The sequence below is a fragment of the Streptomyces sp. NPDC107500 genome, from assembly GCF_055582785.1.
The window spans coordinates 1119673-1143329 of the sequence record NZ_JBVJPF010000001.1; the positions used below are offsets into that span (position 1 = coordinate 1119673).

Sequence of the window (23657 nt, forward strand, 5' to 3'; positions counted from 1 at the left end):
CGATCTGTGCGCTTCGGTCCTCCATAGCTTCCACCGCCGGCCGCGGTACCCCCGCCGCAACCCCCGGTGTCCGCATGTTGGAATGGATTGTCCCGTTTACCGAGAACCACTCCATCATGTAACCTGCACCAAATTTTGCACCGACACCGCAGAGGGCCAACGTCGTCCCTCGGCACCTGCACATGCCAGATGACGACGACGGGAGAGCCGATGCGTACGCCGCGCCAGCCGTCCCAGCATTCCGCGAGTGGCCAGAACTGGTCCTTCATGGATGCTCGCCCTGCTGCCCAGGGTATGTACGACCCCCGCAACGAGCACGACGCCTGCGGCGTCGGTTTCGTCGCCACTCTCACCGGCGAGGCATCGCACACCCTGGTCGACCAGGCGCTCACCGTGCTGCGCAACCTGGAGCACCGCGGCGCCACCGGTTCCGAGCCCGACTCGGGCGACGGCGCGGGCATCCTCTCCCAGGTGCCGGACGCGTTCTTCCGCGAGGTGGCCGGATTCGAGCTGCCCGAGGCCGGGTCGTACGCCGTCGGCATCGCCTTCCTGCCGGTGGACGGCACCGAGGACGCCGTCTCGCGGATCGAGACGATCGCGGGCGAGGAGGGCCTCACCGTCCTCGGCTGGCGCGAGGTGCCGGTCGCCCCGCAGATGCTCGGCGCCACCGCCCGCTCGACCATGCCGGTCTTCCGCCAGATCTTCGTGAGCGACGGCGAGTCGCAGGGCATCGCCCTCGACCGCCACGCCTTCGCGCTGCGCAAGCGCGCCGAGCGCGAGGCCGGCGTCTACTTCCCGTCGCTGTCCGCGCGGACCATCGTCTACAAGGGCATGCTGACCACCGGCCAGCTGGAGCCCTTCTTCCCGGACCTGTCCGACCGCCGCTTCGCCTCCGCGATCGCGCTCGTGCACTCCCGGTTCTCCACCAACACCTTCCCGAGCTGGCCGCTCGCCCACCCGTACCGCTTCGTCGCGCACAACGGCGAGATCAACACGGTCAAGGGCAACCGCAACTGGATGCGCGCCCGCGAGTCCCAGCTCGCCTCCGACCTGTTCGGCTCGTCCTCGGACCTGGAGCGGATCTTCCCGGTCTGCACGCCGGACGCCTCGGACTCCGCCTCCTTCGACGAGGTCCTGGAGCTGCTGCACCTCGGTGGCCGCTCGCTGCCGCACTCCGTGCTGATGATGATCCCGGAGGCGTGGGAGAACCACGACTCCATGAACGCGGACCGGCGCGCCTTCTACCAGTTCCACTCCACGATGATGGAGCCCTGGGACGGCCCCGCCTGCGTCACCTTCACCGACGGCACCCAGGTCGGCGCCGTGCTCGACCGCAACGGCCTGCGCCCCGGCCGCTACTGGGTCACCGACGACGGCCTCGTCGTCCTCGGCTCCGAGGTCGGCGTCCTCGACATCGACCCCGCGAAGGTCGTCCGCAAGGGCCGCCTCCAGCCCGGCCGCATGTTCCTCGTGGACACCGCCGAGCACCGCATCATCGAGGACGACGAGATCAAGGCCCAGCTCGCGGCGGAGAAGCCGTACGCCGAGTGGATCGAGGCCGGCGAGATCGAGCTGTCCGACCTGCCCGAGCGCGAGCACATCGTGCACACCCACGCCTCGGTCACCCGCCGCCAGCAGACCTTCGGATACACCGAGGAGGAGCTGCGCGTCCTCGTCGCGCCGATGGCCAAGACCGGCGCCGAACCGATCGGCTCCATGGGCACCGACTCGCCCATCGCCGCGCTGTCCGAGCGCCCCCGGCTGCTCTTCGACTACTTCACCCAGCTCTTCGCGCAGGTCACCAACCCGCCGCTGGACGCCATCCGCGAGGAACTGGTCACCTCGCTGCGCTCCTCGCTGGGCCCGCAGGGCAACCTCCTGGACCCGACGGCGGCCTCCTGTCGCAGCGTCCTGCTGCCCTTCCCGGTGATCGACAACGACGAGCTGGCCAAGCTCATCCACATCAACGCCGACGGCGACATGCCCGGCTTCAAGGCCGCGACCCTCTCCGGCCTCTACCGGGTGCACGGCGGCGGCGACTCCCTCGCCGCCCGCATAGAGGAGATCTGCGCCGAGACCGACGCCGCGATCGAGAACGGCGCCCGGCTGATCGTCCTCTCCGACCGCCACTCGGACGCCGAGCACGCCCCGATCCCCTCGCTGCTGCTCACCGCGGCCGTCCACCACCACCTCATCCGCACCAAGCAGCGCACCGAGGTGGGCCTGCTGGTCGAGGCCGGCGACGTCCGCGAGGTCCACCACGTCGCCCTGCTCATCGGCTTCGGCGCCGCCGCCGTCAACCCGTACCTGGCGATGGAGTCCGTCGAGGACCTGGTCCGCGCGGGCACCTTCCTCCAGTCCGACGACGGCGAGCCCGACCAGGCCATCCGGAACCTGATCTACGCCCTCGGCAAGGGCGTCCTCAAGGTCATGTCCAAGATGGGCATCTCCACCGTCGCCTCCTACCGCGGCGCCCAGGTCTTCGAGGCCGTCGGGCTCGACGAGGAGTTCGTCGCCAAGTACTTCAACGGCACCGCCACCAAGATCGGCGGCGTCGGCATCGACGTCATCGCCAAGGAGGTCGCCGCCCGCCACGCCAAGGCGTATCCGGCCAGCGGTATCGCGCCCGCGCACCGGGCCCTGGAGATCGGTGGCGAGTACCAGTGGCGCCGCGAGGGCGAGCCGCACCTGTTCGACCCGGAGACCGTCTTCCGCCTCCAGCACGCCACGCGCTCCGGCAAGTACGACATCTTCAAGCAGTACACCGAGCGCGTGAACGAGCAGTCCGAGCGCCTGATGACGCTGCGCGGCATGTTCGGGTTCACGTCCGGCCGGGCGCCGATCTCCATCGACGAGGTCGAGCCCGTCTCCGAGATCGTCAAGCGCTTCTCCACCGGCGCCATGTCGTACGGCTCCATCTCCCAGGAGGCGCACGAGACCCTCGCCATCGCCATGAACCAGCTGGGCGGCAAGTCCAACACCGGTGAGGGCGGCGAGGACCCGGAGCGCCTGTACGACCCGGCGCGCCGCTCCTCGATCAAGCAGGTCGCCTCCGGCCGCTTCGGCGTCACCAGCGAGTACCTGGTCAACGCGGACGACATCCAGATCAAGATGGCCCAGGGCGCCAAGCCCGGCGAGGGCGGCCAGCTGCCCGGCCACAAGGTGTACCCCTGGGTCGCCAAGACCCGGCACAGCACCCCCGGCGTCGGCCTGATCTCGCCGCCCCCGCACCACGACATCTACTCCATCGAGGACCTCGCCCAGCTGATCCACGACCTCAAGAACGCGAACCCGCAGGCGCGGATTCACGTCAAGCTGGTCTCCGAGGTCGGCGTCGGCACGGTCGCGGCGGGTGTGTCGAAGGCGCACGCGGACGTCGTCCTCATCTCCGGCCACGACGGCGGCACGGGCGCCTCGCCGCTCACCTCGCTGAAGCACGCCGGCGGCCCCTGGGAGCTGGGCCTCGCCGAGACCCAGCAGACGCTGCTGCTCAACGGCCTGCGCGACCGCATCGTCGTGCAGACCGACGGCCAGCTGAAGACCGGCCGGGACGTCGTCATCGCCGCGCTGCTCGGCGCCGAGGAGTTCGGTTTCGCGACCGCGCCGCTCGTCGTCTCCGGCTGCGTCATGATGCGCGTCTGCCACCTGGACACCTGCCCGGTCGGCATCGCCACCCAGAACCCGGTGCTGCGCGACCGGTACTCCGGCAAGGCCGAGTACGTGGTGAACTTCTTCCAGTTCATCGCCGAGGAGGTCCGCGAGATCCTCGCCGAGCTGGGCTTCCGCTCCATCGAGGAGGCCGTCGGCCACGCCGAGACCCTCGACGTGACCCGCGCCGTCAACCACTGGAAGGCGCAGGGCCTCGACCTGGAGCCGCTCTTCCACGTGCCCGCGCTGGCCGAGGGCGCCGTGCGCCACCAGGCCACCGGACAGGACCACGGCCTGGAGAAGGCGCTCGACAACCAGCTGATCAAGCTCGCCTCGGACGCGCTCTCCGCCTCGGACGCCACCCAGGCCGCCCCGGTGCGCGCCCAGGTCGAGATCCGCAACATCAACCGCACGGTCGGCACCATGCTCGGCCACGAGGTGACGAAGAAGTTCGGCGGCGCGGGCCTGCCCGACGACACCGTCGACATCACCTTCACCGGCTCCGCCGGCCAGTCCTTCGGCGCCTTCGTCCCGCGCGGCATCACGCTGCGCCTGGAGGGCGACGCCAACGACTACGTCGGCAAGGGCCTCTCCGGCGGCCGGATCGTCGTCCGCCCGGACCGGGGCGCCGACCACCTCGCCGAGTACTCCACCATCGCCGGCAACACCATCGGCTACGGTGCCACCGGCGGCGAGATGTTCCTGCGCGGCAAGGTGGGCGAGCGCTTCTGCGTCCGCAACTCCGGCGCGCTGGTCGTCTCCGAGGGCGTCGGCGACCACGGCTGCGAGTACATGACCGGCGGTCACGCGGTCGTCCTCGGCGAGACCGGGCGCAACTTCGCGGCCGGCATGTCCGGCGGCATCGCCTACGTCGTCGACCTCGACCCCGACAACGTCAACGCCGGCAACGTCGGCGCCGTACAGGCCCTGGACGACGCCGACCGGGACTGGCTGCACGACGCGGTGCGCCGGCACGCCGAGGAGACCGGGTCCACGGTCGCCGAGAAGCTGCTCGCGGACTGGTCCGCCGCCGTGGAGCGGTTCAGCAAGATCATCCCCAGCACGTACCAGGCAGTGCTCGCCGCCAAGGACGCCGCCGAGCGAGCCGGTCTCTCCGAGACCGAGATCACCGAGAAGATGATGGAGGCGGCGACCAATGGCTGACCCCAAGGGCTTTCTCAACCACGGCCGCGAAGTCGCCAAGTCACGGCCGGTGGAGGAGCGCGTCAAGGACTGGAACGAGGTCTACGTCCCCGGCTCCCTGCTGCCGATCATCAGCAAGCAGGCCAGCCGCTGCATGGACTGCGGCATCCCGTTCTGCCACAACGGCTGCCCGCTCGGGAACCTGATCCCCGAGTGGAACGACTACGCCTACCGCGAGGACTGGTCGGCCGCGTCCGAGCGGCTGCACGCCACCAACAACTTCCCGGAGTTCACCGGCCGCCTGTGCCCGGCTCCGTGCGAGGCCGCGTGCGTGCTCGGCATCAACCAGCCGCCGGTCACCATCAAGAACGTCGAGGTCTCGATCATCGACAAGGCGTGGGAGACCGGGGACGTCGCCCCGCAGGCCCCCGAGCGCCTGTCCGGCAAGACCGTCGCCGTCATCGGCTCGGGCCCGGCCGGCCTGGCCGCGGCCCAGCAGCTCACCCGGGCCGGCCACACGGTCGCCGTCTACGAGCGCGCGGACCGCGTCGGAGGCCTCCTCCGGTACGGCATCCCCGAGTTCAAGATGGAGAAGCGGCACATCAACCGCCGCATAGAGCAGATGCGCGCGGAGGGCACCCGCTTCCGCACCGGCGTCGAGATCGGCCGCGACCTGAAGGCCACCGACCTGAAGAAGCGCTACGACGCCGTCGTCATCGCCGCCGGCTCCACCACCGCCCGCGACCTGCCCGTCCCCGGCCGCGAGCTGAACGGCATCCACCAGGCCATGGAGTACCTGCCGCTGGCCAACAAGGTCCAGGAGGGTGACTACGTCGCCCCGCCGCTCTCGGCCGAGGGCAAGCACGTCGTCGTCATCGGCGGCGGCGACACCGGCGCCGACTGCGTGGGCACCGCCCACCGCCAGGGCGCGGCCTCCGTCACCCAGCTGGAGATCATGCCCCGGCCGGGCGAGGAGCGGGACGCGGCGCGCCAGCCGTGGCCGACCTTCCCGATGCTGTACAAGGTCACCAGCGCCCACGAGGAGGGCGGCGAGCGGGTCTACGCCGTCTCCACCACCCACTTCGAGGGCGACGAGGACGGCAACGTCCAGTGGCTGCACATGAGCGAGGTCGAGTTCATCGACGGCAAGCTCACCCCGAAGCCGGGCACCGAGCGCAAGATCCCCGCCCAGCTGGTCACCCTCGCCATGGGCTTCACCGGCACGGACAGGGAGAACGGTCTGGTCGACCAGTTCGGCCTGGACCTGGACGAGCGCGGTAACATCGCCCGGGACGCGGACTTCCAGACCAACGTGCCGGGTGTGTTCGTCGCCGGTGACGCCGGCCGCGGACAGTCGCTCATCGTCTGGGCGATCGCCGAGGGCCGCTCGGCCGCCCGCGGCGCCGACCGCTTCCTGACCGGGGCCAGCGACCTGCCGGCCCCGATCCGCCCGACGGACCGCGCACTCGTGGTCTGACGGACGGAACAACCGAAGAACGTCCCGCACAAAGGCGTGCGGAACACTGATGGCGCCTGCCCCGTCCCCGACCGGACCATGGGCAGGCGCTGTCGCATGTGTCAGGGCGCCCGGTAGGCGTCCCCGTACACCTCCCACTCCAGCGGCGTCTCCAGCTTCAGGTTCCCGGCCGCCAGGAACCGGCGCTGGGCGGTGTCGACGCGGGAGGTGTCGATGCCCGGGCGCTTGGCCTCCATGGCCCGGCGGCGGACGTCCAGGAAGGCGCCCAGGTAGTCCTTCTCGGAGCCGCCCCGCGCGGGCGTCCCCGCCTCGGCCATGGCCCGCTCGCGCAGCCCGTAGAAGCCCTCGGCGTCCGTGTCCGGGCCGTGGAAGACCATCGCGTCGTAGTAGACGAACTGCCCCAGCGTGCCGAGGCCGTCCAGCTTGGCGAGGCGGACCGCCGGTTCGAAGTAGACGCGGTCCCGCTCCTCCTCCTGCGCCTCGCGGAACGCGGGAACCTCCGCCTCCGCCCGCCAGGCCGTCGTGAAGCCCGGGTCCAGGCCCTCGTGGGAGTCGGTGCCGTCGACCTCGCGCAGGGCGGGCAGGTACGCGGCCAGGCCGTTGCCCGGGTGGGCCTCGGTGTAGCGCTCGACCAGGGTGAGCAGGTCGTGGGTGCCGGTGCAGAAACCGATGATGCCCGCGGTGTACCCGTCGCCGTCCCCGAGGTCCTCGACGGTGCCGTACGCGGTGCGCCACGCGGTGGTCGAGTTCTCGGCGCTGGACACCAGCTGCTGGGCCAGCTCCTTCTTGTCCGGCGCGGCGAGCCCCGGCGGCAGGCCGGCGATCAGCGCGTCGTCCGCCGCCCGCTCCTGTTCGGCCCGCCCCTTGGCGTCCTCGCGGGACGACGGGGCGGTGGCCGTGGCGGTCGTGGTGTCCGCGGCGCCGTCCGCGCCCTCGGGGTCCGCCGGCACCGCCAGGTACACCCCCGCGGCGATCACGGGAACGGCCGCCAGAAGCAGCACACCGGCACGTCTCATCGCGGGAAACCTCCGCCTGTAGGTACGGCGCTCCGCGCGCCGTGATCATGACCGTCACCGCCGGTGGGGTCGGCGGCGAACAAAATAGCGAATGCCGGTGGCCGCTCCCGGAGGCGGGGTGCGCGGTGCCGTAACCTCGGCAGCCGGTAGGCGTACGTCAGGAGTGACGGGGGAGTCCGGATGGCCGCGATCAGTCTCACCAAGGTGCGGGAGACGGCGCCCGCGCTGGTCGACCTGTACAAGAGTGCCGGGGTGTCGCTCACCAAGCACGGGCTGGAGGGGGCGCGGGCGGCGGTGTACCTGGTCGTCGACTACTCGGGGTCGATGAAGCCGTACTACAAGGACGGCAGTGTGCAGGCGCTCGCCGACCGGGTGCTCGGGCTCTCCGCGCACCTCGACGACGACGGCACCGTGCCCGTGGTGTTCTTCTCCACGGACGTCGACGCGGTCACCGAGATCGCGCTCGCCGGCCACGAGGGGCGCATCGAGCGGATCGTGGCCGGACTCGGGCACATGGGGAAGACCAGCTACCACCTGGCCATGGACGCCGTCATCGACCACTACCTGGACAGCGGCGCCCGCCACCCCGCCCTGGTCGTCTTCCAGACCGACGGCGGCCCGATCAACCGGCTCGCGGCGGAACGGTACCTGTGCAAGGCGGCGCCGCTGCCGCTGTTCTGGCAGTTCGTCGGCTTCGGCGACCCGGGCAGCCGCCAGTTCGAGTACCTGCGCAAGCTGGACGAACTGGCGGTGCCGCAGAAGCGGATCGTGGACAACGCCGGGTTCTTCCACGCGGGCCGCGACCCGCGCCGGGTGACCGACGCCGAGCTGTACGACCGGCTGGTGGGCGAGTTTCCCAAGTGGCTGGTGGCCGCACGCGCGCAGGGCATCGTACGGCCGTAGCGGACGGTCGGCGGGGCGCGGTCAGTGCCGCAGCGAGAAGCCCAGCAGGACCTCCGCCGACACCTCCACCGTGCCGGGCGCCAGGTCGCCGGACCCGCCGCCCGCCTTGGCCGCGCGGAAGTGCGCGAAGGGCTCCGCCTCGACGTCCTGGATGTGCAGCACCGGGCCCAGCCGCACGTCCGCCGCCTCCGCGTACACCTGGGCCTTGCGCCGGGCGGCGGCCACCGCCCGGCGCCGTGCCTCGTCCCGCAGCGCCTGCTTGTCGAGCACGTCGAACTCGACGCCGTCGATCCGGTGGGCGCCCGCGTCCACCATGTCCGTGATCAGCTGTTCCAGACCGTCCAGCGCCCGCGTCTCCACCGAGTACGAGGCCTGGCACCGGTAGCCGAGGAGGGTCCGCTCACCCCCGTGACCGTCGTACTCCGAGCTGAGCCCGAGCCGGGAGCCCGACACCGCGGCGTCCGGTACGCCGTGCCGCCGCAGGACCTCCCGCAGCCGCGACACGGCCGCCCCGGCCTGCTGGAACGCCCGCTCCGGCGACGGCTCCAGCACGTCCACCGCCGGCTGCACCCGAGCGAGGCCGGGTTCGGTCCGCACCGTCCCCGTGCCGGACACACTGATCCCCCAGGGCTCTTCGATGGCCTTTGTCATACCGGCATTGAAGCACCGAGGCAATCCCTAGGTGTCGCACTCCAGTACTGTCCGGCAGAGGCCGCACCGGGCCCGCACCCGGCCGCGCACCGGCACCCTGATCCGCTGATGACAGGTCGGGCAGGGGAACGACACGCGCAGCGGTCCGTGCTCCTGCGGCGTGAACCGGTACGGGCCCTCCGCGGCGGGGCCCGCGGTGTGCGCGTCCTGGGCGTGGCGGCGGTCCCGTGCGTAGCGGCGGCGGCCGGCCCAGCCGGCCGCGGTGAGCGGCGGTTGCTGCCCGTCCTCGCGGGCCCGCCGCAGGCCCTTGCCGTACGCCGTGTACGCCTGCGGACTGGTGAACCACACCGACGGGTCCTCGCCGAACACCAGCGCCCGCTTGGCGAGCACGTACCCGAACTCCTCCGGGGTCAGGTAGCCCAGCTTCTGCGAGGACGCCGAGTCCTCCCGGTAGGCGTCGAGCAGCAGCCAGCCGGCGCCCAGGTACGTCGTCGCGGTGTCGGTGAGGATCTCGTTGTCCCGGGTGCCGGGGAAGGACAGGTCGAGCCGGTGCAGGTAGACGTGCATCACCTCGTGCGCGAGGGCCGCGCCGATGTCCCGGCGGTGGGTGCGGAAGCGCTCGTTCAGCTCGACGAAGTACTCGGGGCCCGCCGTGAGTTCCACGTTCGCCGCGTGCGTCATCTCGCGGAAGGAGACGATCATCCGGGCGTCGGGCAGCCGGTAGTGCCGCACCAGCTCGTGGGCCACCCGCTGCGTGCCCAGATACAGGTCGTCGGCGTCGCTGAACGCCACGTCGGCCGGGGCCACACTGGCGGCGAACGTCCGCACGGTGTCGTACGACAACCGCCGGTACAGCGCGGTGACCGCCTCGCGCACCGTCGCCAGGTGCGGGAAGCCGTGCTCGACCGGTCCGCCGTTCGCCACGCCCGACCCCCAAGACGCCTGAACCCCGTGTCCACTCCGAGAGGACCCTCACGACGACTGTACGGCGTTCAGGGCCTGAGACGGTCTGCGGCGGTGGCCGCCACGCCCGTAGGGTGGGCGTCCATGACCACCAGCAACACGGATGCCGTCGACCCCGCCGTCCGCGAGGAGCTGGCCCGGCTGCGGGACAGCATCGACAACATCGACGCGGCCGTCGTCCACATGCTCGCCGAGCGCTTCAAGTGCACCCAGCAGGTCGGCCACCTCAAGGCCCGCCACCAGCTGCCGCCCGGAGATCCGGCCCGTGAGGCGAAGCAGATCGCCCGGCTGCGCGCCCTGGCCGAGAGCGCCAAGCTGGACCCGGCGTTCGCCGAGAAGTTCCTGAACTTCATCATCGCCGAGGTGATCCACCACCACGAGCGCATCGCGGAGAGCTCGGCCTCCGGCTGACCGGCGACCGCGCCCCCGCCCGTGGGGGCGCGCGCCGGACATTCTCCGCGTACCGAACCGCCCCTGTGCCCTGCCGACGGCATCAGGCAGCATGTCGTGCATGTCCGTACTGACGCGCGACGAAGCGCAGACCCGTTCCCGGCTCCTCGACGTCCACCACTACGCGATCGACCTCGATCTCACCCGTGGGGACGACACCTTCGACTCCCGCACCGTCATCCGCTTCACCGTCCGCGACGACACGGACAGCACGGACACCTTCGTCGAGGTCAGGCCCGCCGAGCTGCGCACCGTCACCCTGGACGGACAACCCCTCGACCCGGCCGCCCTGGACGACAACAGGCTCGCCCTGAAGTCCCTCACCCCGGGCGAGCACGAGCTGCGCGTCGAGGCCGCCATGCGCTACTCCAGCACCGGCGAGGGCATGCACCGCTTCACCGACCCCGCCGACGGCGAGACCTACGTCTACACCCAGCTCTTCCTGGACGACGTGCAGCGCGTCTTCGCCGCCTTCGACCAGCCCGACCTCAAGGCCGTCTTCGACCTCACCGTCACCGCCCCCGAGGGCTGGACCGTGCTCGCCAACGGCGTCACCGAGCACTTGGGCGACGGCCGCTGGCAGGCCGCCACCACCCCGCTGATCTCCACCTACCTCGTCGCCGTCGCCGCCGGCCCCTGGCACTCCGTGCGCACCGAGCACCGCGGCCTGCCCTTCGGCATCCACTGCCGCCGCTCGCTCGCTCCCCACCTCGACGCGGACGCCGGCGAACTCCTCGACGTCACCCGCGCCTGCTTCGACCGCTACCACGAGAAGTTCACCGAGCCCTACCCCTTCGACTCCTACGACCAGGCGTTCGTCCCCGAGTTCAACGCCGGCGCCATGGAGAATCCCGGACTGGTCACCTTCCGCGACGAGTTCGTCTTCCGGTCCGCGGTCACCGAGACGCAGCGGCAGACCCGCGCCATGGTCATCGCCCACGAGATGGCCCACATGTGGTTCGGCGACCTCGTCACCCTCCGGTGGTGGGACGACATCTGGCTGAACGAGTCCTTCGCCGAGTACATGGGCTACCAGACCACCGCCGAGGCCACCCGCTTCGCCGACACCTGGACCGACTTCGGCGTCACCCGCAAGGCCTGGGGCTACGACGCCGACCAGCGCCCCTCCACCCACCCCGTCGCCCCGGAGAACGTCGAGGACACCGCCTCCGCCCTGCTCAACTTCGACGGCATCTCCTACGCCAAGGGCGCCTCCGCCCTGCGCCAGCTCGTCGCCTGGCTCGGCGAGAAGGACTTCCTGGCCGGCATCAACATCCACTTCGAGCGCCACAAGTTCGGCAACGCCGCCCTCGCCGACTTCATCGACTCCCTCGCCGCCGCCACCGACCGCGACGTCCACGCCTGGGCCGACGCCTGGCTGCGCACCACCGGCGTCGACACCCTCACCCCGCGCGTCACCGGCGACAACGGCGGCCGCCTGCTCGCCGTCGACCGGGACGGCAGCCGCCCGCACCACGTCGCCGTCGGCCTCTACGACCGCGACCCGGGCCCTGAGGGCCGCCTCACCCTGCGCGAACGCCTCGACGTCGACCTGCCCCAGGCCGAACCCCGGGCCATCGGCAAGCTGCCCGCCCTGGTCGTCCTCAACGACGGCGACCTCAGCTACGCCAAGGTCCGCTTCGACGCCGAGTCCTTCCGGACCGTCCGCGAGGGCCTGTCCGGACTGCCCGACCCGCTCACCCGGGCCGTCGTCTGGAACGCCCTGCGGGACGCGGTGCGCGACGGCGACCTCCCCGCCGGCACCTACCTGGACATCGCCCGCGCCCACCTCCCGTACGAGACCGACCTCGCCCTCGTCGACGGCGTCCTCAACTTCGCCGCGGGCCAGGTCGCCGACCGCTACGTCACGCCCGAGCGGCGTCCGGCCGCGCTGTCCGTCCTCGCCGAGCTGTGCCGCGACCTCATCCGCCGCACCGAGGACGGCGACCACCCCGGGCTGCGCCTCATCGCCGTGCGCCACCGCATCGCCACCGCCGCCCACCCCGACACCATCGCGGCCTGGCTCGCCGACGGCACCGTGCCGGGCGGCCCGGAGCTGGACCCCGAGCTGCGCTGGCGCATCCTCACCCGCCTCGCCGTCCTCGGCGCCACCGGCGAGGAGGCCATCGCCGCCGAACTCGCCCGGGACCCCAGCGCCACCGGTCAGGAGGGCGCCGCCCGCTGCCGCGCCGCGCTGCCCGACGCCGAGGCGAAGAGCCGGGCCTGGGAGGCCATGTTCGCCACCGACGACCTCTCCAACTACCTGTTCACCGCCACCGCCCAGGGCTTCTGGCAGCCCGAACAGGCCGACCTGGTGCGGGACTACGTGCCGCGCTACTACGCCGAGGCGGTCGCGGTCGCCGCCCGCCGCGGCCCCGCCATCGCCGACGCCGCCGGCCGCTGGGCCTTCCCCGGCCACGCCGTCGACGACGCCAACCTGCGCCTCGGCCGGGAGTGCCTGGAAGGCGACGGCCCGATCCCCGCCCTGCGCCGCAAGCTCGCCGACCAGCTGGACGACCTGGCCCGGGCGCTGCGGGTGCGGGAGGCCGACGCGCGCTGAAACCCGCCGCGGCCGGTTCCCCCACCCGGGGAACCGGCCGCGGGCGTACACCCTTTCGGGTGTGATCGTTGGGCTGTCCGGGCGTAACGGCGCATTCGCGTCCAAGCTGGAGCTCCCCGTCCCCGCGCCCGGAGGACAGCACATGGGCCTCCCGCCCCCCACCCGGAACCCGCACGGCACCCACGCCCCGCGGACCCCACGCGACCTCTCACCCCGCGCGCCATCGCCCTCCGGGCCCGCCGCCCCGCCCGCTCTCGGCGGGGCCCGCGTCCCGCGCCCCCCGCTCGGCGTCGCCTCACGCGCCGCCCGCGCCGCCGCGGCGCTCCGCGCCCTGGACACGGTGCCCGCCAACGGCGCCGCGGGCCCTGCCTACGCCACTCGTGCCCCCGCCGGGGCCGTCGCCCTCGCCCCCCGCGCTCCCGCCCGCCGGCCGCGGCTCACGGGTGCCCCGCCCGCCCTCCATGCCCGGCCCGCCGAGCCGTCCGCGCTCCGCACCCCCGTGGAAAACTCCCCGAAAGGACCCGCTCCGCGATGAACGCCACCGCGTCCGACGCCCCCCGCGACCTCGTGGGCATCGGTATCGGCCCCTTCAACCTCTCCCTCGCCGCGCTCGCCGACCCCCTCGCCGGGCTCGACGCCGTGTTCTACGACCAGCGACCCGCCTTCCACTGGCACCCCGGACTGCTCATCGACGGCGCGCGCGTCCAGGTGCCCTTCCTCGCCGACCTGGTGACCCTCGCCGACCCGGCGAGTCCCTGGACCTTCCTCAACCACCTCAAGGCCAGAGACCGCCTGTTCCCCTTCTACTTCGCCGAGCGCTTCCACATCCGGCGCGCCGAGTACGACGCCTACTGCCGCTGGGTCGCCGAGAGCCTGCCCTCGCTCCGCTTCCACCACCAGGTCGACGCCGTCCGCTGGAACCCCGAGCGCGAACTGTTCGAGGTCGACTACACCCAGCTCGACGCGGACGGCGAGGCCGAGGCCCTCGGCCGCACCCACTCCCGCAACGTCGTCCTCGGCGTCGGCACCGAGCCCGACGTCCCGGACCCGCTGCGCCCCCTCGTCGACGCGCCCGGCGTGCCCGTCCTGCACGCCGCCGACTACCTCGACCACCGCGACGCGCTCCTCGCCGCCGGGCACGTCACCGTCATCGGCACCGGGCAGTCCGGCGCGGAGATCTTCCTGGACCTGCTCCGCCACCGGCCCGCCGGCCGCGAGCGGCTGCACTGGCTGGGCCGCAGCGAGGCGTTCGCACCCATGGAGTACTCCAAGCTCGGTCTGGAGCACTTCACCCCCGACTACACCCGCTACTTCCACGGCCTGGCCGAACAGGTCCGCGACCGCCTCGTCGCCTCCCAGTGGCAGCTGCACAAGGGCATCGACGCGGACACGACCGCCGACATCCACGACGAGCTGTACCGCCGCACCCTCGACGGCGGCTGGCCCGACACCGTCCTCACCCCCGGTGTGCACGTCCGCACCGCCGGCCGCGTCGCCACCACCAGGATCGAACTCCACCTGGAGCACGCCCAGCAGAAGACCCGCTCCCGCCTCACCACCGACGCCGTCGTCCTCGCCACCGGCTACCGCGAGCGCCCCCTCGGCCGCGTCCTCGCCGGCCTCGATCCCTACATGCGCCGCGACGGCCGCGAACGCCCCCGCGTCGACGACCGGTTCCGCCTCCTCCTCGACCCCTCCGTCGGCGGCAACGTCTACGTCCAGAACGCCGAGACCCACACCCACGGCGTGGGCGCCCCCGACCTCGGCCTCGCCGCCTGGCGCAGCGCGACCATCCTCAACGACCTGACCGGGCAGGAGCCGTACCCCCTGCCCGGCCGCACCGCCTTCACCACCTTCGGCCTGGAGAGCGGACAGCCGCAGATCCCGTCCGCGCGCCGCCCCCGGACGCTCATCCCCCTGGTGGACGGCGTCTGAGGCCCACCCGGCGGGACCGGATCAGAACACCGGCGCGCCGTCCCGCGTCAGCGACCAGTCCACGGACGCGAAGTCCTTCGGGTCCAGCACGCCCTTCGCCGTCACCCACTCGGCGATGCGCGTGCGGATCTCCGTCGACTCCGCCCACACCTCCTTGGCCGACGCCACGTGCGGGAAGGCACCGCCGCCGTTGGCCCGGTAGTTGTTCACCGCCAGCACGAACTGCTGGTCGTCGGCGAGCGGCGCACCGCCGTGGGCGAGGTTCCTGATCCGCGACCCGGCCGCCCGCGCGATGTCGATCTCGTACGTCAGCCCCGACACGTAGTCGTAGTTGTAGTCCGGGCGGCCGCCCGCGTTGGTCAGCTTGTCCACGTCCACGGGGGCACCGGCGGCCGTCTGGACGTAGTACTCCGCCGAGTACTCCAGGTAGGCCCGCACCTGCGCGCCCGTCAGCACCTTCGCGACCAGCGTGTTGTCGTACACGTACAGGCCCGACAGGTCCCGGATGGTCACGTCGCCGGCCGGGATCTCGGAGGTCCGGGAGAACGGCGACGCCTGCGCCAGCACCGGCAGCGACGCGTACTCGGTGCCCGCCAGCGCCTCCTTGACCACGTCCTCCTGCACCTTGGTGATCAGGTCGATGATCGGGGCGTCCTTGTACCGTGCCTCCACCGTCGTCAGAGCCTCGGTGGCGGTGCCGACGACCTGGTTGACGTACGCCACGACCTTGGCGTGCTCGTCGGTCAGCAGCCGGGTGATCCTCGGGTCGTCGGCGACCGTGTTGGTGTTGCGCAGCGACGCCTTCACCGACTCCACGTGCCAACGCCCGCGTTCGAATACCAGCTCGAAGTCGAAGAGAGTGAGCCGCTCGGCGTAGCACAGCGGCTCCGACAGGACGACGGTCTTCCCGGTCCTGTCGTTGACGACCTTCAGCTCCGCGATCTCCTGGTGCGCGTGCCCGACGAGGATCGCGTCGATGCCCGGCACCTGCTTCGCCACGTTGGCCGCCGCGTTCTCGACGTACGGGAGCTGGTCGCCGTAGGAGGACGTGCCCGAGGAGCCGGAGTGCGCCGAGACGACCACCACGTCGGCGCCCATCGAGCGCAGCTTGGGCACCCACTTCGCCGCCTGCTCCTCCAGCCCCGGGAAGGCGAGCTTGCCCTGCACGTACGCCTTGTCCCAGATCGCGATCCCGGGGTTGGTCAGGCCCAGCACCGCCACCTTCACCGGCGGCGCGCCCTTCACCCGGAAGGTCTTCATGAAGTACGGCGGGAACGCGGGCTTCAGCGTCTTCGCGTCGACCGCGTTCGCGCCGAGCAGCGGGAAGTCGCACTGCTCCTCGAACTTGCGCAGCGTCTCGATGCCGTAGTTGAACTCGTGGTTGCCGAGCGCCACCGCGTCGTAGCCGATGGCGTTCATCGCCTGGGCCATCGGGTGCACCGGGCCGCCCTTGGCGGTGATCGGGTCCACCTTCGCGTAGTAGTACGTCAGCGGGGTGCCCTGGATGGTGTCGCCCGCGTCGAGAAGCAGCGTGTTGTGGCGGCCCTTCTCCTCGCGGACCTGGTCGACCAGGGCCGAGATGCGCGCCAGTCCCTGCGCGTTGCCCGCCGCGTCCGTGTACTCGGCGTCCTTGAAGTAGTCCCAGTTGAAGACGTGTCCGTGCAGGTCGGTGGTGCCCAGCACGGTCAGCGCGTACCGCTTGGGCCGCCTGCGGCCCCGGTGCGCGGCGGGCGCCGCCTCGGCCGCCGGAGCCGCCGCCGCACCGGCCAGCGCCACCCCCGCTCCCGTCACTGCGGACCTGCTCAGGAACTTCCGGCGGTTGAACGGCATGACGGGATCTCCTCGACGGCACGGCATCAACAACGCGCGTAGATTCCTGCGTGATCACCTCGCCTGTCAACAGGGGGTCGTTCAATTGCCCGAAAGGCGCAATAAGAACCGCCCGGAATGCTCATCGGAGCGCCCCGGCGCACAATTCAACACTTGTCAATAACCCTTTACTCAAAGGTTGTTGAGTGGTCATACGTGGCCAATTCGCTACTGGCCGGTAAGTCATAGGCTCGACCCATGCGCCGAGCAAAGATCGTCTGCACTCTTGGGCCCGCCACCGACTCGTACGACCAGATCAAGGACCTGGTCGACGCCGGAATGGACATCGCCCGCTTCAATTTCAGCCACGGCACCCACGCCGAGCACGAAGAGCGTTACCGCCGTGTCCGGAAGGCGTCCGACGAGACGGGCCGCAGCGTCGGCGCCCTCGCCGACCTTCAGGGTCCGAAGATCCGCCTCGGCCACTTCGGTGAGGGTCCCGTACTCCTTGAACGCGGCGACACCTTCACCATCACCGTCGAGGAGGGCGTCGAGGGCGATCGCCACACCTGCGGCACCACGTACGCCGGCCTCGCCGCCGACGTCACCCCCGGTGAGCGCGTCCTCGTCGACGACGGCAAGGTCTGCCTGGAGGTCACCGGCATCGACGGGCCCCGCGTCCGCACGACGGTGATCGAGGGCGGCATGGTCTCCGACCACAAGGGCCTCAACCTCCCGGGCGTCGCGGTGTCCGTCCCCGCGCTGTCCAAGAAGGACGAGGACGACCTGCGCTGGGCCCTGCGCAACGGCTTCGACGTGATCGCGCTGTCCTTCGTGCGCAGCGGGCGGGACATCCTCGACGTGCACCGCATCATGGACGAGGAGGGCCGCCGCCTGCCCGTCATCGCCAAGGTCGAGAAGCCGCAGGCCGTGGAGGACATCGAGGGCATCGTCGCCGCCTTCGACGGCATCATGGTCGCCCGCGGCGACCTCGGCGTCGAGATGCCCCTGGAGCAGGTGCCGATCGTCCAGAAGCGCGCGATCAAGCTGGCGAAGCGCAACGCCAAGCCCGTGATCGTCGCCACCCAGATGCTCGACTCGATGATCGACAACGCCCGTCCCACCCGCGCGGAGGCCTCCGACGTGGCCAACGCGGTCATCGACGGCACGGACGCGGTGATGCTCTCCGGCGAGACGAGCGTCGGCAAGCACGCGACCGACACGGTGCGCACCATGGCCCGGATCGTCGAGGCGGCGGAGGAGGACATCCTGGCCAAGGGCCTGCCCCCGCTGACCGAGCGCAACAAGCCCCGCACCCAGGGCGGCGCGGTGGCCCGGGCCGCGGCGGAGATGGGCGACTTCCTCGGCGCGAAGTTCCTGGTGGCCTTCACCCAGTCCGGCGACACCGTCCGCCGACTGTCCCGCTACCGCTCGCCCATCCCGCTGCTCGCCTTCACCCCGGAGCCGGCCACCCGCTCGCAGCTGAGCCTGACCTGGGGGGTGGAGACCTTCCTGGGTCCGCACGTGGACTCCACGGACGCGATGGTCGACCAGGTGGACGAGCTGCTCACCAGGTACGGCCGCTGTCAGAAGGGTGACGTCGTGGTCATCACGGCGGGCTCACCGCCCGGGGTCTCGGGTACGACGAACCTGGTGCGGGTGCATCACATCGGGGAGGACGACCGCTGAACGGGTGCCTCGACTGATCTGAGGGATGCCTTCGAAATGAAGGTAAAGTGCCCCGGGTGGGACTCGAACCCACACTGAATGCCTTTTGAGGGCATCGTCTCTGCCGATTGGACTACCGGAGCCTCTTCGAACCGAAGGTCAGTGTAGCCCCTCGGTGACTCAAAGATACAGGAGCTAGGTAGGCTCTTGTCAGCGGTACCCCTGCCCCGAACTAGGAGCTCACGTGACCTCCCCCGAGTCGCCCCAGCCCGTAGACGTGCCCGACGACGACAAGTCGCACGTGCCTCCGCTGACGACCCGTGTCGTCATCGCCGAGGACGAGGCGCTCATCCGGCTGGACCTCAAAGAGATGCTGGAGGAGGAGGGTTACTCCGTCGTCGGCGAGGCCGGGGACGGGGAGCAGGCCGTGGAGCTGGCCCGCGAGCACCGGCCGGACCTGGTGATCCTCGACGTGAAGATGCCCAAGCTGGACGGCATCTCCGCGGCCGAGAAGATCGCCGAGGAGAGCATCGCGCCGGTGCTGATGCTCACCGCGTTCTCCCAGCGCGACCTGGTGGAGCGGGCCCGGGACGCCGGCGCCATGGCGTATCTCGTGAAGCCGTTCAGCAAGAGCGACGTCGTTCCGGCGATCGAGATGGCCGTCTCGCGGTTCACCGAGCTGAAGGAGCTGGAGAAGGAGGTCGCCGACCTCAGCCAGCGCCTGGAGACGCGGAAGCTGGTGGACCGGGCCAAGTCGGTGCTCCAGACGGAGTACGGCCTGACCGAGCCGGCCGCCTTCCGCTGGATCCAGAAGACCTCCATGGACCGGCGGATGTCGATGCAGCAGGTGGCCGAGGCGGTCATCCAGGACGCCGACGAGAAGAAGGCGGCCAAGGGCTGACACCCGGGACCACGAGAGAGGCCCGCACCCCCGAGGGGGTGCGGGCCTCTCTCGTGGTCCCGCGGGCGTGCTCAGTCCTCGCCGAGGTAGGCCTTGCGGACCGACTCGTCGTGCAGCAGGTCCTGCCCGCTGCCGGACAGGACGATGCTGCCGACCTCCATCACATGGCCGTGGTCGGCCAGGGACAGGGCCGCCTGGGCGTTCTGCTCGACGAGCAGGATGGTGGTGCCCTGGGACTTCAGCTCGGCGATCGTCTGCATGATCTTCTGCATCATGATCGGGGAGAGACCCATGGAGGGCTCGTCGAGCATGAGCAGCTTGGGCTGGGACATCAGGGCGCGGCCCATGGCGAGCATCTGCTGCTCACCGCCGGAGAGGGTGCCCGCGGCCTGCTTCCGTCGCTCCCCGAGGATCGGGAACAGGTCGTAGGCGCGCTGGATGTCCTTCTCGATGCCCGCGCGGTCGCTGCGCAGGAAGGCGCCGAGGCGGAGGTTGTCCTCGATCGTCATCCGGGGGAAGATGTGCCGCCCCTCGGGCGAGTGGGCGAGCCCCATGGAGACGATCTGGTGCGCCGGCACCTTCTTGAGCGACTTGCCCCCGAACTTGATCTGACCGCCGACGGGCTTCAGCAGGCCCGACAGCGTGCGCAGGGTGGTGGTCTTGCCGGCGCCGTTGGTGCCGACGAGGGTGACCACCTCACCGGCGTCGACCTTGAAGGAGACGCCCTTCACGGCCTCGATCTTGCCGTAGGCGACGCGGAGGTCCTCGACCTCTAGCAGTGCGGTCATCGGTCGTTCTCCTTGCCGGCCGAGGTGTCCGAGGAGGCTTCGGCCTGGGCGGCCTCGGCGGCCTCCACCTCGGCGGCCTCCGCGGCACCGGGGTCGTTCTCCAGGGGTTCGCCGAGGTAGGCGGCGATGACACGCTCGTCGCCCTGCACGGTCGCGCTGTCGCCCTCGACGAGCTTCTGGCCCTGGACGAGGACGGCGACGCGGTCGCAGAGGTTGAAGATGAACCGCATGTCGTGCTCGATGACGAGGACCGCGATGCCCTTGTCGCGGATGGCGAAGACCAGTTCCTCGGTGGCCCGCGTCTCCTGCGGGTTCATGCCGGCCGTCGGCTCGTCCAGGAGCAGCAGCCCCGGCTCGCTGGCGAGGGCGCGGGCGATCTCCAGCTTGCGCTGCTCGCCGTAGGGCAGGTTCCGTGCGAGGTGGTCGGCCTTGCTCGCCAGGCCCACGAACTCCAGCAGTTCCTCGGCGCGTTCGCGGGAGGCCTTCTCCGCCTTGTGGAAGCCCGGTCCGCGCAGGACGGCCGACCAGAAGCCCTCCTTGGTCCGCGTGTGGCGGCCGACGAGGACGTTCTCCAGGACCGTCATGTTGGAGAACAGGCGGATGTTCTGGAAGGTACGGGCGATGCCGGCGGCGGTGACCTTGAAGGACTTGGCCGGCAGGACCTTGTCCTTGTAGCGGACCTCGCCCTCGGTCGGGATGTAGAGGCCGGTCAGGCAGTTGAAGAAGGTGGTCTTGCCGGCGCCGTTGGGGCCGATCAGGCCGACGATCTCGCCGCTGTTCACGGTGAGGTCGACGCCGTTGACGGCCGTCAGTCCGCCGAAGCGCATCGTGACGCCGCGCGCGTCGAGGACGGTGGTGCCGGGTGCGGGTGCGCCCGGGGTGGTGTCCCTGGTGGTGGTGTCGGTGGTCATGGTGGTCAGACCCCTGTCTTGCTCAGGGTGGTGGGCGCTTCGGCCTCTTCGTGGAATTCGAGCTTGCGGCGCCGGTTGGCGATGAGTCCCTCGGGGCGGAAGCGCATGAGCAGGACGAGCGCGAGTCCGAAGGCGAAGAGCTGGTAGTCGCCGAGGAACTGGAGCTTGTTGGGGATCAGGAAGAGCAGCGAGGCGCCGATCAGCGGACCCGCGATGGTGCCCATGCCGCCGAGGACGACCGCGGCGAGCAGGAACGCCGAGTTGGGCGGAGTGGTGCCGGCGAAGAGGTACTGCTCGGGCGTCACGGTGTAGGTGACGTGCGCCTGCACGGTGCCCGCCAGACCGGCGAGGGTGGCGCCCACTGCGAAGGCGATGAGCTTGACGCGGAAGCCGTTGATACCCATGGCGAGCGCGGCGGTCTCGTCCTCGCGGATGGCGACCCAGGCGCGGCCGATGCGGGAGTCGCCGCTGCGCCGGAAGACGAGCACGACCACGGCCGTGATGACGAGCATCAGGAAGAAGTAGTTGGCGAACCGGCCGATGGTGAAGCCGCCGATGTCGTGCTGGACGCCGAGGTCGAGCCCGAAGATCTTCAGGTCCGGGATGGACGAGACACCGTTGGAGCCGTTGGTGAGGTCGGGACCCGAGGTGCCGTCGAGGTTGTTGGCGGTGATGCGGAAGATCTCACCGAAGCCGAGGGTGACGATGGCGAGGTAGTCGCCGCGCAGCCGCAGGGTGGGGGCGCCGATGAGGACGCCGAAGACCAGCGACGCCAGGGCGCCCACGATGACGGCCGCCCAGAAGGGGAAGTGCACGTCGAACGGCGAGCTGGGCGAGCCGGAGACCAGCGCGGCCGCGTAGGCGCCGACACCGAGGAAGGCGACGTAGCCGAGGTCGAGCAGACCGGCGAGGCCGACGACGATGTTCAGGCCGAGGGCGACCGTGGCGAAGATGAGGATGTAGACGCCGAGGGTCGCGTACTGGTCGTCGGACTGGGTGAAGGGGAAGCAGGCGGCCGCGATGAAGGCGCCGCAGACGGTGATGTTCTGGTGCCGGGTGGTGATCTCGGTGGCCTGGGCGACCAGGCCGGCCTTGTTGAGGGCGGCGAAGCCGAGGCCGGCGGTGACCAGGAAGCCGACGAAGAGTTCGTCGTACTCGGTGCCGATGCCGTAGGTGAAGACCAGCAGGGCGATCGCGAGGACGGCGACGATGATCAGGATCTCGACGTACGAGGGCAGGGCGCGCACCGGGCGCGGGGTGCCGCCGGCGAAGGCCGCCCTGACGGTCTGCCAGTTGTGCGCGGTGGTGTGCTTGAACTGTTCCCAGCCGGTGTCGTCCGGGTCGAACGGGTCGGCTTCGGGGCGTTCGAAGGGCAGGGCGAGCGAGCCGAGGACGGCGAGCAGGGTGGCGACGGCGGCGACGTAGGCGCCCGGTTCCAGGTTGACGAGTCCGCCGAGCTGGGCGCTGATCGCGATGACCGTGTACCAGGTGGTGGCGAACGCGGCGAGGGCGGCGAACTTGAGGGCGGCGTCGGCGCCGGCGGGCACCAGCCAGCGCAGCCCCTTCACGTCGTAGGAGGCGAGGCCGAAGAGCGCGGTGAGGGCGCCGGCGATGAGGACCAGGACCTGGAGGCCGCCCGGGTAGCCGTAGTAGGTGAGGTCGCCGGGGAATTCGGCGGTCCAGGTCCAGGCGAGGAAGGTGGAGACGACGGTGAGGATGCCGCCGCCGGTGGCGAGGGCGCGGCCGGCCTGTGCGGGTATGCCGATGAGGCCGGAGGCTTCGCGCGCGGCGGAGGTGCCGGCGTTCTTGGGTGCGGTGGTCTGTGTGGTCATCGGTGTCACGCCCTGTCCGCGACGCGTTCGCCCAGCAGGCCCTGTGGCCTGAACAGGAGCACGAGGATGAGGAGGATGAAGGCCCAGACGTCGGCCCAGGACTGGCTGCCGAGCTTCTCCAGGCCGGGCACGTCGGCGATGAACGCCGTGGCCAGGGTCTCGGCGACACCGAGGACCACGCCGCCGATCATGGCGCCGTAGATGTTGCCGATGCCGCCGAGGACGGCGGCGGTGAACGCCTTGAGGCCGAGGATGAAGCCCATGCGGAAGTCGATGTCGCCGTACTTGAGGCCGTTGGCGACGGCTCCGACGGCGGCGAACACGGCGCCGAGCGCGAAGGCGATCACGATGATGCGGTCGGTGTTGACGCCCATCAGCTTGGCGGTGTCCGGGTCCTGGGCGGTGGCCTGCATGCCGCGTCCGGTGCGGGTGCGCATCACGAAGAAGGCGAGGATGGCCATGCTGATGGGGGCCGCGACGAGCAGGAAGATGTCACCGGTCTGGAGCGTGACGCTGCCGAGGTGGAAGGGACCGCCGTCGATCTGCGGGAAGCTGATCTTCGACTTGGCGCCGGGGTACCAGGCCCACACGGCCTGCTGGAGGGCGAGGGAGAGACCGATGGCGGTGATGAGGGGGGCGAGGCGGGGTGCGCCGCGCAACGGACGGTAGGCGAACCGTTCCGCCCCGACCGCGACGGTGACTGAGACGATCACTGCGCCGATCAGCATCAGGGGTAGGGCGATCAGCATGGAGGTGCCGTCGGGCAGGATGTAGAGATAGACCGTGAGCGCGCCGAAGGCGCCGGTCATGAAGATCTCGCCGTGGGCGAAGTTGATGAGCTGGACGATGCCATAGACCATCGTGTAGCCGATGGCGACCAGCCCGTACATGGATCCCAGTAGCAGGCCGTTGACCAGCTGCTGCGGCAGTTCGTTCACCGCATGTCCTCCGAGACTTTCGGAACTATCGACGGATGTGGCCGGATGCGAGTCCGCGCGGGGC

General features: G+C 70.9%; 16 protein-coding genes and 1 tRNA gene. 8 read left to right on the forward strand and 9 right to left on the reverse strand.

The features are described 5' to 3' along the window. The first annotated feature begins 267 nt into the window (after positions 1-267). Together gltB and ACZ67M_RS04975 are read left to right on the forward strand one after the other, a co-directional pair. Complete coding sequence (gene gltB / locus ACZ67M_RS04970) at positions 268-4812, forward strand: glutamate synthase large subunit (protein WP_453441520.1); 4545 nt, start codon at positions 268-270, stop codon at positions 4810-4812. Then, positions 4805-6268, forward strand: coding sequence for a glutamate synthase subunit beta (locus ACZ67M_RS04975; protein WP_361361444.1), 1464 nt, complete (start codon positions 4805-4807; stop codon positions 6266-6268). The genes gltB and ACZ67M_RS04975 overlap by 8 nt, the downstream gene beginning before the upstream one ends. 101 nt (positions 6269-6369) lie before the next feature. Here the strand turns inward: ACZ67M_RS04975 and ACZ67M_RS04980 are convergent, their stop codons facing one another. Further along, on the reverse strand, positions 6370-7284 hold the full coding sequence (locus ACZ67M_RS04980) for a chitosanase (protein ID WP_469849564.1): 915 nt from the start codon (positions 7282-7284) through the stop codon (positions 6370-6372). Between the two features lie 180 nt (positions 7285-7464). On the opposite strand from ACZ67M_RS04980, the gene ACZ67M_RS04985 reads away from it, so the two are divergent. Next, on the forward strand, positions 7465-8187 hold the full coding sequence (locus ACZ67M_RS04985; RefSeq protein WP_392009269.1) for a vWA domain-containing protein: 723 nt from the start codon (positions 7465-7467) through the stop codon (positions 8185-8187). Between the two features lie 21 nt (positions 8188-8208). On the opposite strand, the gene ACZ67M_RS04990 is transcribed toward ACZ67M_RS04985, so the two are convergent. Both ACZ67M_RS04990 and ACZ67M_RS04995 read right to left on the reverse strand, forming a co-directional pair. Next, complete coding sequence (locus tag ACZ67M_RS04990) at positions 8209-8838, reverse strand: SIMPL domain-containing protein (protein WP_163015641.1); 630 nt, start codon at positions 8836-8838, stop codon at positions 8209-8211. Positions 8839-8865: 27 nt separating this feature from the next. Then, positions 8866-9762 carry a hypothetical protein gene (locus tag ACZ67M_RS04995; RefSeq protein ID WP_392103594.1) on the reverse strand — a complete coding sequence of 299 codons (897 nt, stop codon included), beginning with the start codon at positions 9760-9762 and terminating at the stop codon, positions 8866-8868. A 123-nt stretch (positions 9763-9885) separates the two neighbouring features. On the opposite strand from ACZ67M_RS04995, the gene ACZ67M_RS05000 reads away from it, so the two are divergent. From ACZ67M_RS05000 to ACZ67M_RS05010, 3 genes are all read left to right on the forward strand, one after another. Next, positions 9886-10212: a chorismate mutase gene (locus tag ACZ67M_RS05000; RefSeq protein ID WP_122614883.1), complete on the forward strand. Its 327-nt coding sequence runs from the start codon at positions 9886-9888 to the stop codon at positions 10210-10212. A gap of 100 nt (positions 10213-10312) precedes the next feature. Further along, the gene (gene pepN / locus ACZ67M_RS05005; protein WP_469849565.1) at positions 10313-12811 is read left to right on the forward strand and encodes an aminopeptidase N; all 2499 of its coding nucleotides are present in this window, start codon (positions 10313-10315) and stop codon (positions 12809-12811) included. A gap of 531 nt (positions 12812-13342) precedes the next feature. Beyond that, positions 13343-14746, forward strand: a complete 1404-nt coding sequence (locus tag ACZ67M_RS05010) for a lysine N(6)-hydroxylase/L-ornithine N(5)-oxygenase family protein (protein ID WP_469849567.1) — start codon at positions 13343-13345, stop codon at positions 14744-14746. Between the two features lie 21 nt (positions 14747-14767). Here ACZ67M_RS05010 and ACZ67M_RS05015 read toward each other — a convergent pair whose 3' ends face one another. Continuing rightward, the gene (locus tag ACZ67M_RS05015; protein ID WP_361361433.1) at positions 14768-16576 is read right to left on the reverse strand and encodes a bifunctional metallophosphatase/5'-nucleotidase; all 1809 of its coding nucleotides are present in this window, start codon (positions 16574-16576) and stop codon (positions 14768-14770) included. A 237-nt stretch (positions 16577-16813) separates the two neighbouring features. Between ACZ67M_RS05015 and pyk the strand changes: the two genes are divergently transcribed. Continuing rightward, entirely contained in the window at positions 16814-18244 is a 1431-nt protein-coding gene (pyk, locus tag ACZ67M_RS05020) for a pyruvate kinase (protein ID WP_469849569.1), read from the forward strand. A 48-nt stretch (positions 18245-18292) separates the two neighbouring features. Here the strand turns inward: pyk and ACZ67M_RS05025 are convergent. Further along, a tRNA-Leu gene (locus ACZ67M_RS05025) sits at positions 18293-18366 on the reverse strand. A 101-nt stretch (positions 18367-18467) separates the two neighbouring features. Between ACZ67M_RS05025 and ACZ67M_RS05030 the strand changes: the two genes are divergently transcribed. Then, positions 18468-19124: an ANTAR domain-containing response regulator gene (locus ACZ67M_RS05030; protein ID WP_122615019.1), complete on the forward strand. Its 657-nt coding sequence runs from the start codon at positions 18468-18470 to the stop codon at positions 19122-19124. A 71-nt stretch (positions 19125-19195) separates the two neighbouring features. Here ACZ67M_RS05030 and ACZ67M_RS05035 read toward each other — a convergent pair whose 3' ends face one another. The 4 genes from ACZ67M_RS05035 to ACZ67M_RS05050 are packed head-to-tail and all read right to left on the reverse strand — an operon-like array spanning position 19196 to position 23593. Then, complete coding sequence (locus ACZ67M_RS05035; protein WP_122615020.1) at positions 19196-19912, reverse strand: ABC transporter ATP-binding protein; 717 nt, start codon at positions 19910-19912, stop codon at positions 19196-19198. Beyond that, positions 19909-20823 (reverse strand): ABC transporter ATP-binding protein, encoded by a 915-nt coding sequence (locus tag ACZ67M_RS05040; protein WP_361361429.1) that lies wholly within the window; start codon positions 20821-20823, stop codon positions 19909-19911. Before ACZ67M_RS05040 ends, ACZ67M_RS05035 begins: the two co-directional genes overlap by 4 nt. 5 nt (positions 20824-20828) lie before the next feature. Continuing rightward, positions 20829-22655, reverse strand: coding sequence for a branched-chain amino acid ABC transporter permease (locus tag ACZ67M_RS05045; RefSeq protein WP_469849571.1), 1827 nt, complete (start codon positions 22653-22655; stop codon positions 20829-20831). Positions 22656-22660: 5 nt separating this feature from the next. After that, a complete protein-coding gene (locus ACZ67M_RS05050) occupies positions 22661-23593 on the reverse strand; it encodes a branched-chain amino acid ABC transporter permease (RefSeq protein WP_352156285.1) in 933 nt (310 codons plus the stop codon). Between the last annotated feature and the right edge of the window lie 64 nt (positions 23594-23657).

Bases quoted from the DNA above. Each gene is read 5' to 3' on its own strand.
- gltB (WP_453441520.1), top strand. From the start codon at position 268: ATGGATGCTCGCCCTGCTGCCCAGGGTATGTACGACCCCCGCAACGAG.
- ACZ67M_RS04975 (WP_361361444.1), top strand. From the start codon at position 4,805: ATGGCTGACCCCAAGGGCTTTCTCAACCACGGCCGCGAAGTCGCCAAG.
- ACZ67M_RS04980 (WP_469849564.1), bottom strand. From the start codon at position 7,284: ATGAGACGTGCCGGTGTGCTGCTTCTGGCGGCCGTTCCCGTGATCGCC.
- ACZ67M_RS04985 (WP_392009269.1), top strand. From the start codon at position 7,465: ATGGCCGCGATCAGTCTCACCAAGGTGCGGGAGACGGCGCCCGCGCTG.
- ACZ67M_RS04990 (WP_163015641.1), bottom strand. From the start codon at position 8,838: ATGACAAAGGCCATCGAAGAGCCCTGGGGGATCAGTGTGTCCGGCACG.
- ACZ67M_RS05000 (WP_122614883.1), top strand. From the start codon at position 9,886: ATGACCACCAGCAACACGGATGCCGTCGACCCCGCCGTCCGCGAGGAG.
- pepN (WP_469849565.1), top strand. From the start codon at position 10,313: ATGTCCGTACTGACGCGCGACGAAGCGCAGACCCGTTCCCGGCTCCTC.
- ACZ67M_RS05010 (WP_469849567.1), top strand. From the start codon at position 13,343: ATGAACGCCACCGCGTCCGACGCCCCCCGCGACCTCGTGGGCATCGGT.
- ACZ67M_RS05015 (WP_361361433.1), bottom strand. From the start codon at position 16,576: ATGCCGTTCAACCGCCGGAAGTTCCTGAGCAGGTCCGCAGTGACGGGA.
- pyk (WP_469849569.1), top strand. From the start codon at position 16,814: ATGCGCCGAGCAAAGATCGTCTGCACTCTTGGGCCCGCCACCGACTCG.
- ACZ67M_RS05035 (WP_122615020.1), bottom strand. From the start codon at position 19,912: ATGACCGCACTGCTAGAGGTCGAGGACCTCCGCGTCGCCTACGGCAAG.
- ACZ67M_RS05040 (WP_361361429.1), bottom strand. From the start codon at position 20,823: ATGACCACCGACACCACCACCAGGGACACCACCCCGGGCGCACCCGCA.
- ACZ67M_RS05045 (WP_469849571.1), bottom strand. From the start codon at position 22,655: ATGACCACACAGACCACCGCACCCAAGAACGCCGGCACCTCCGCCGCG.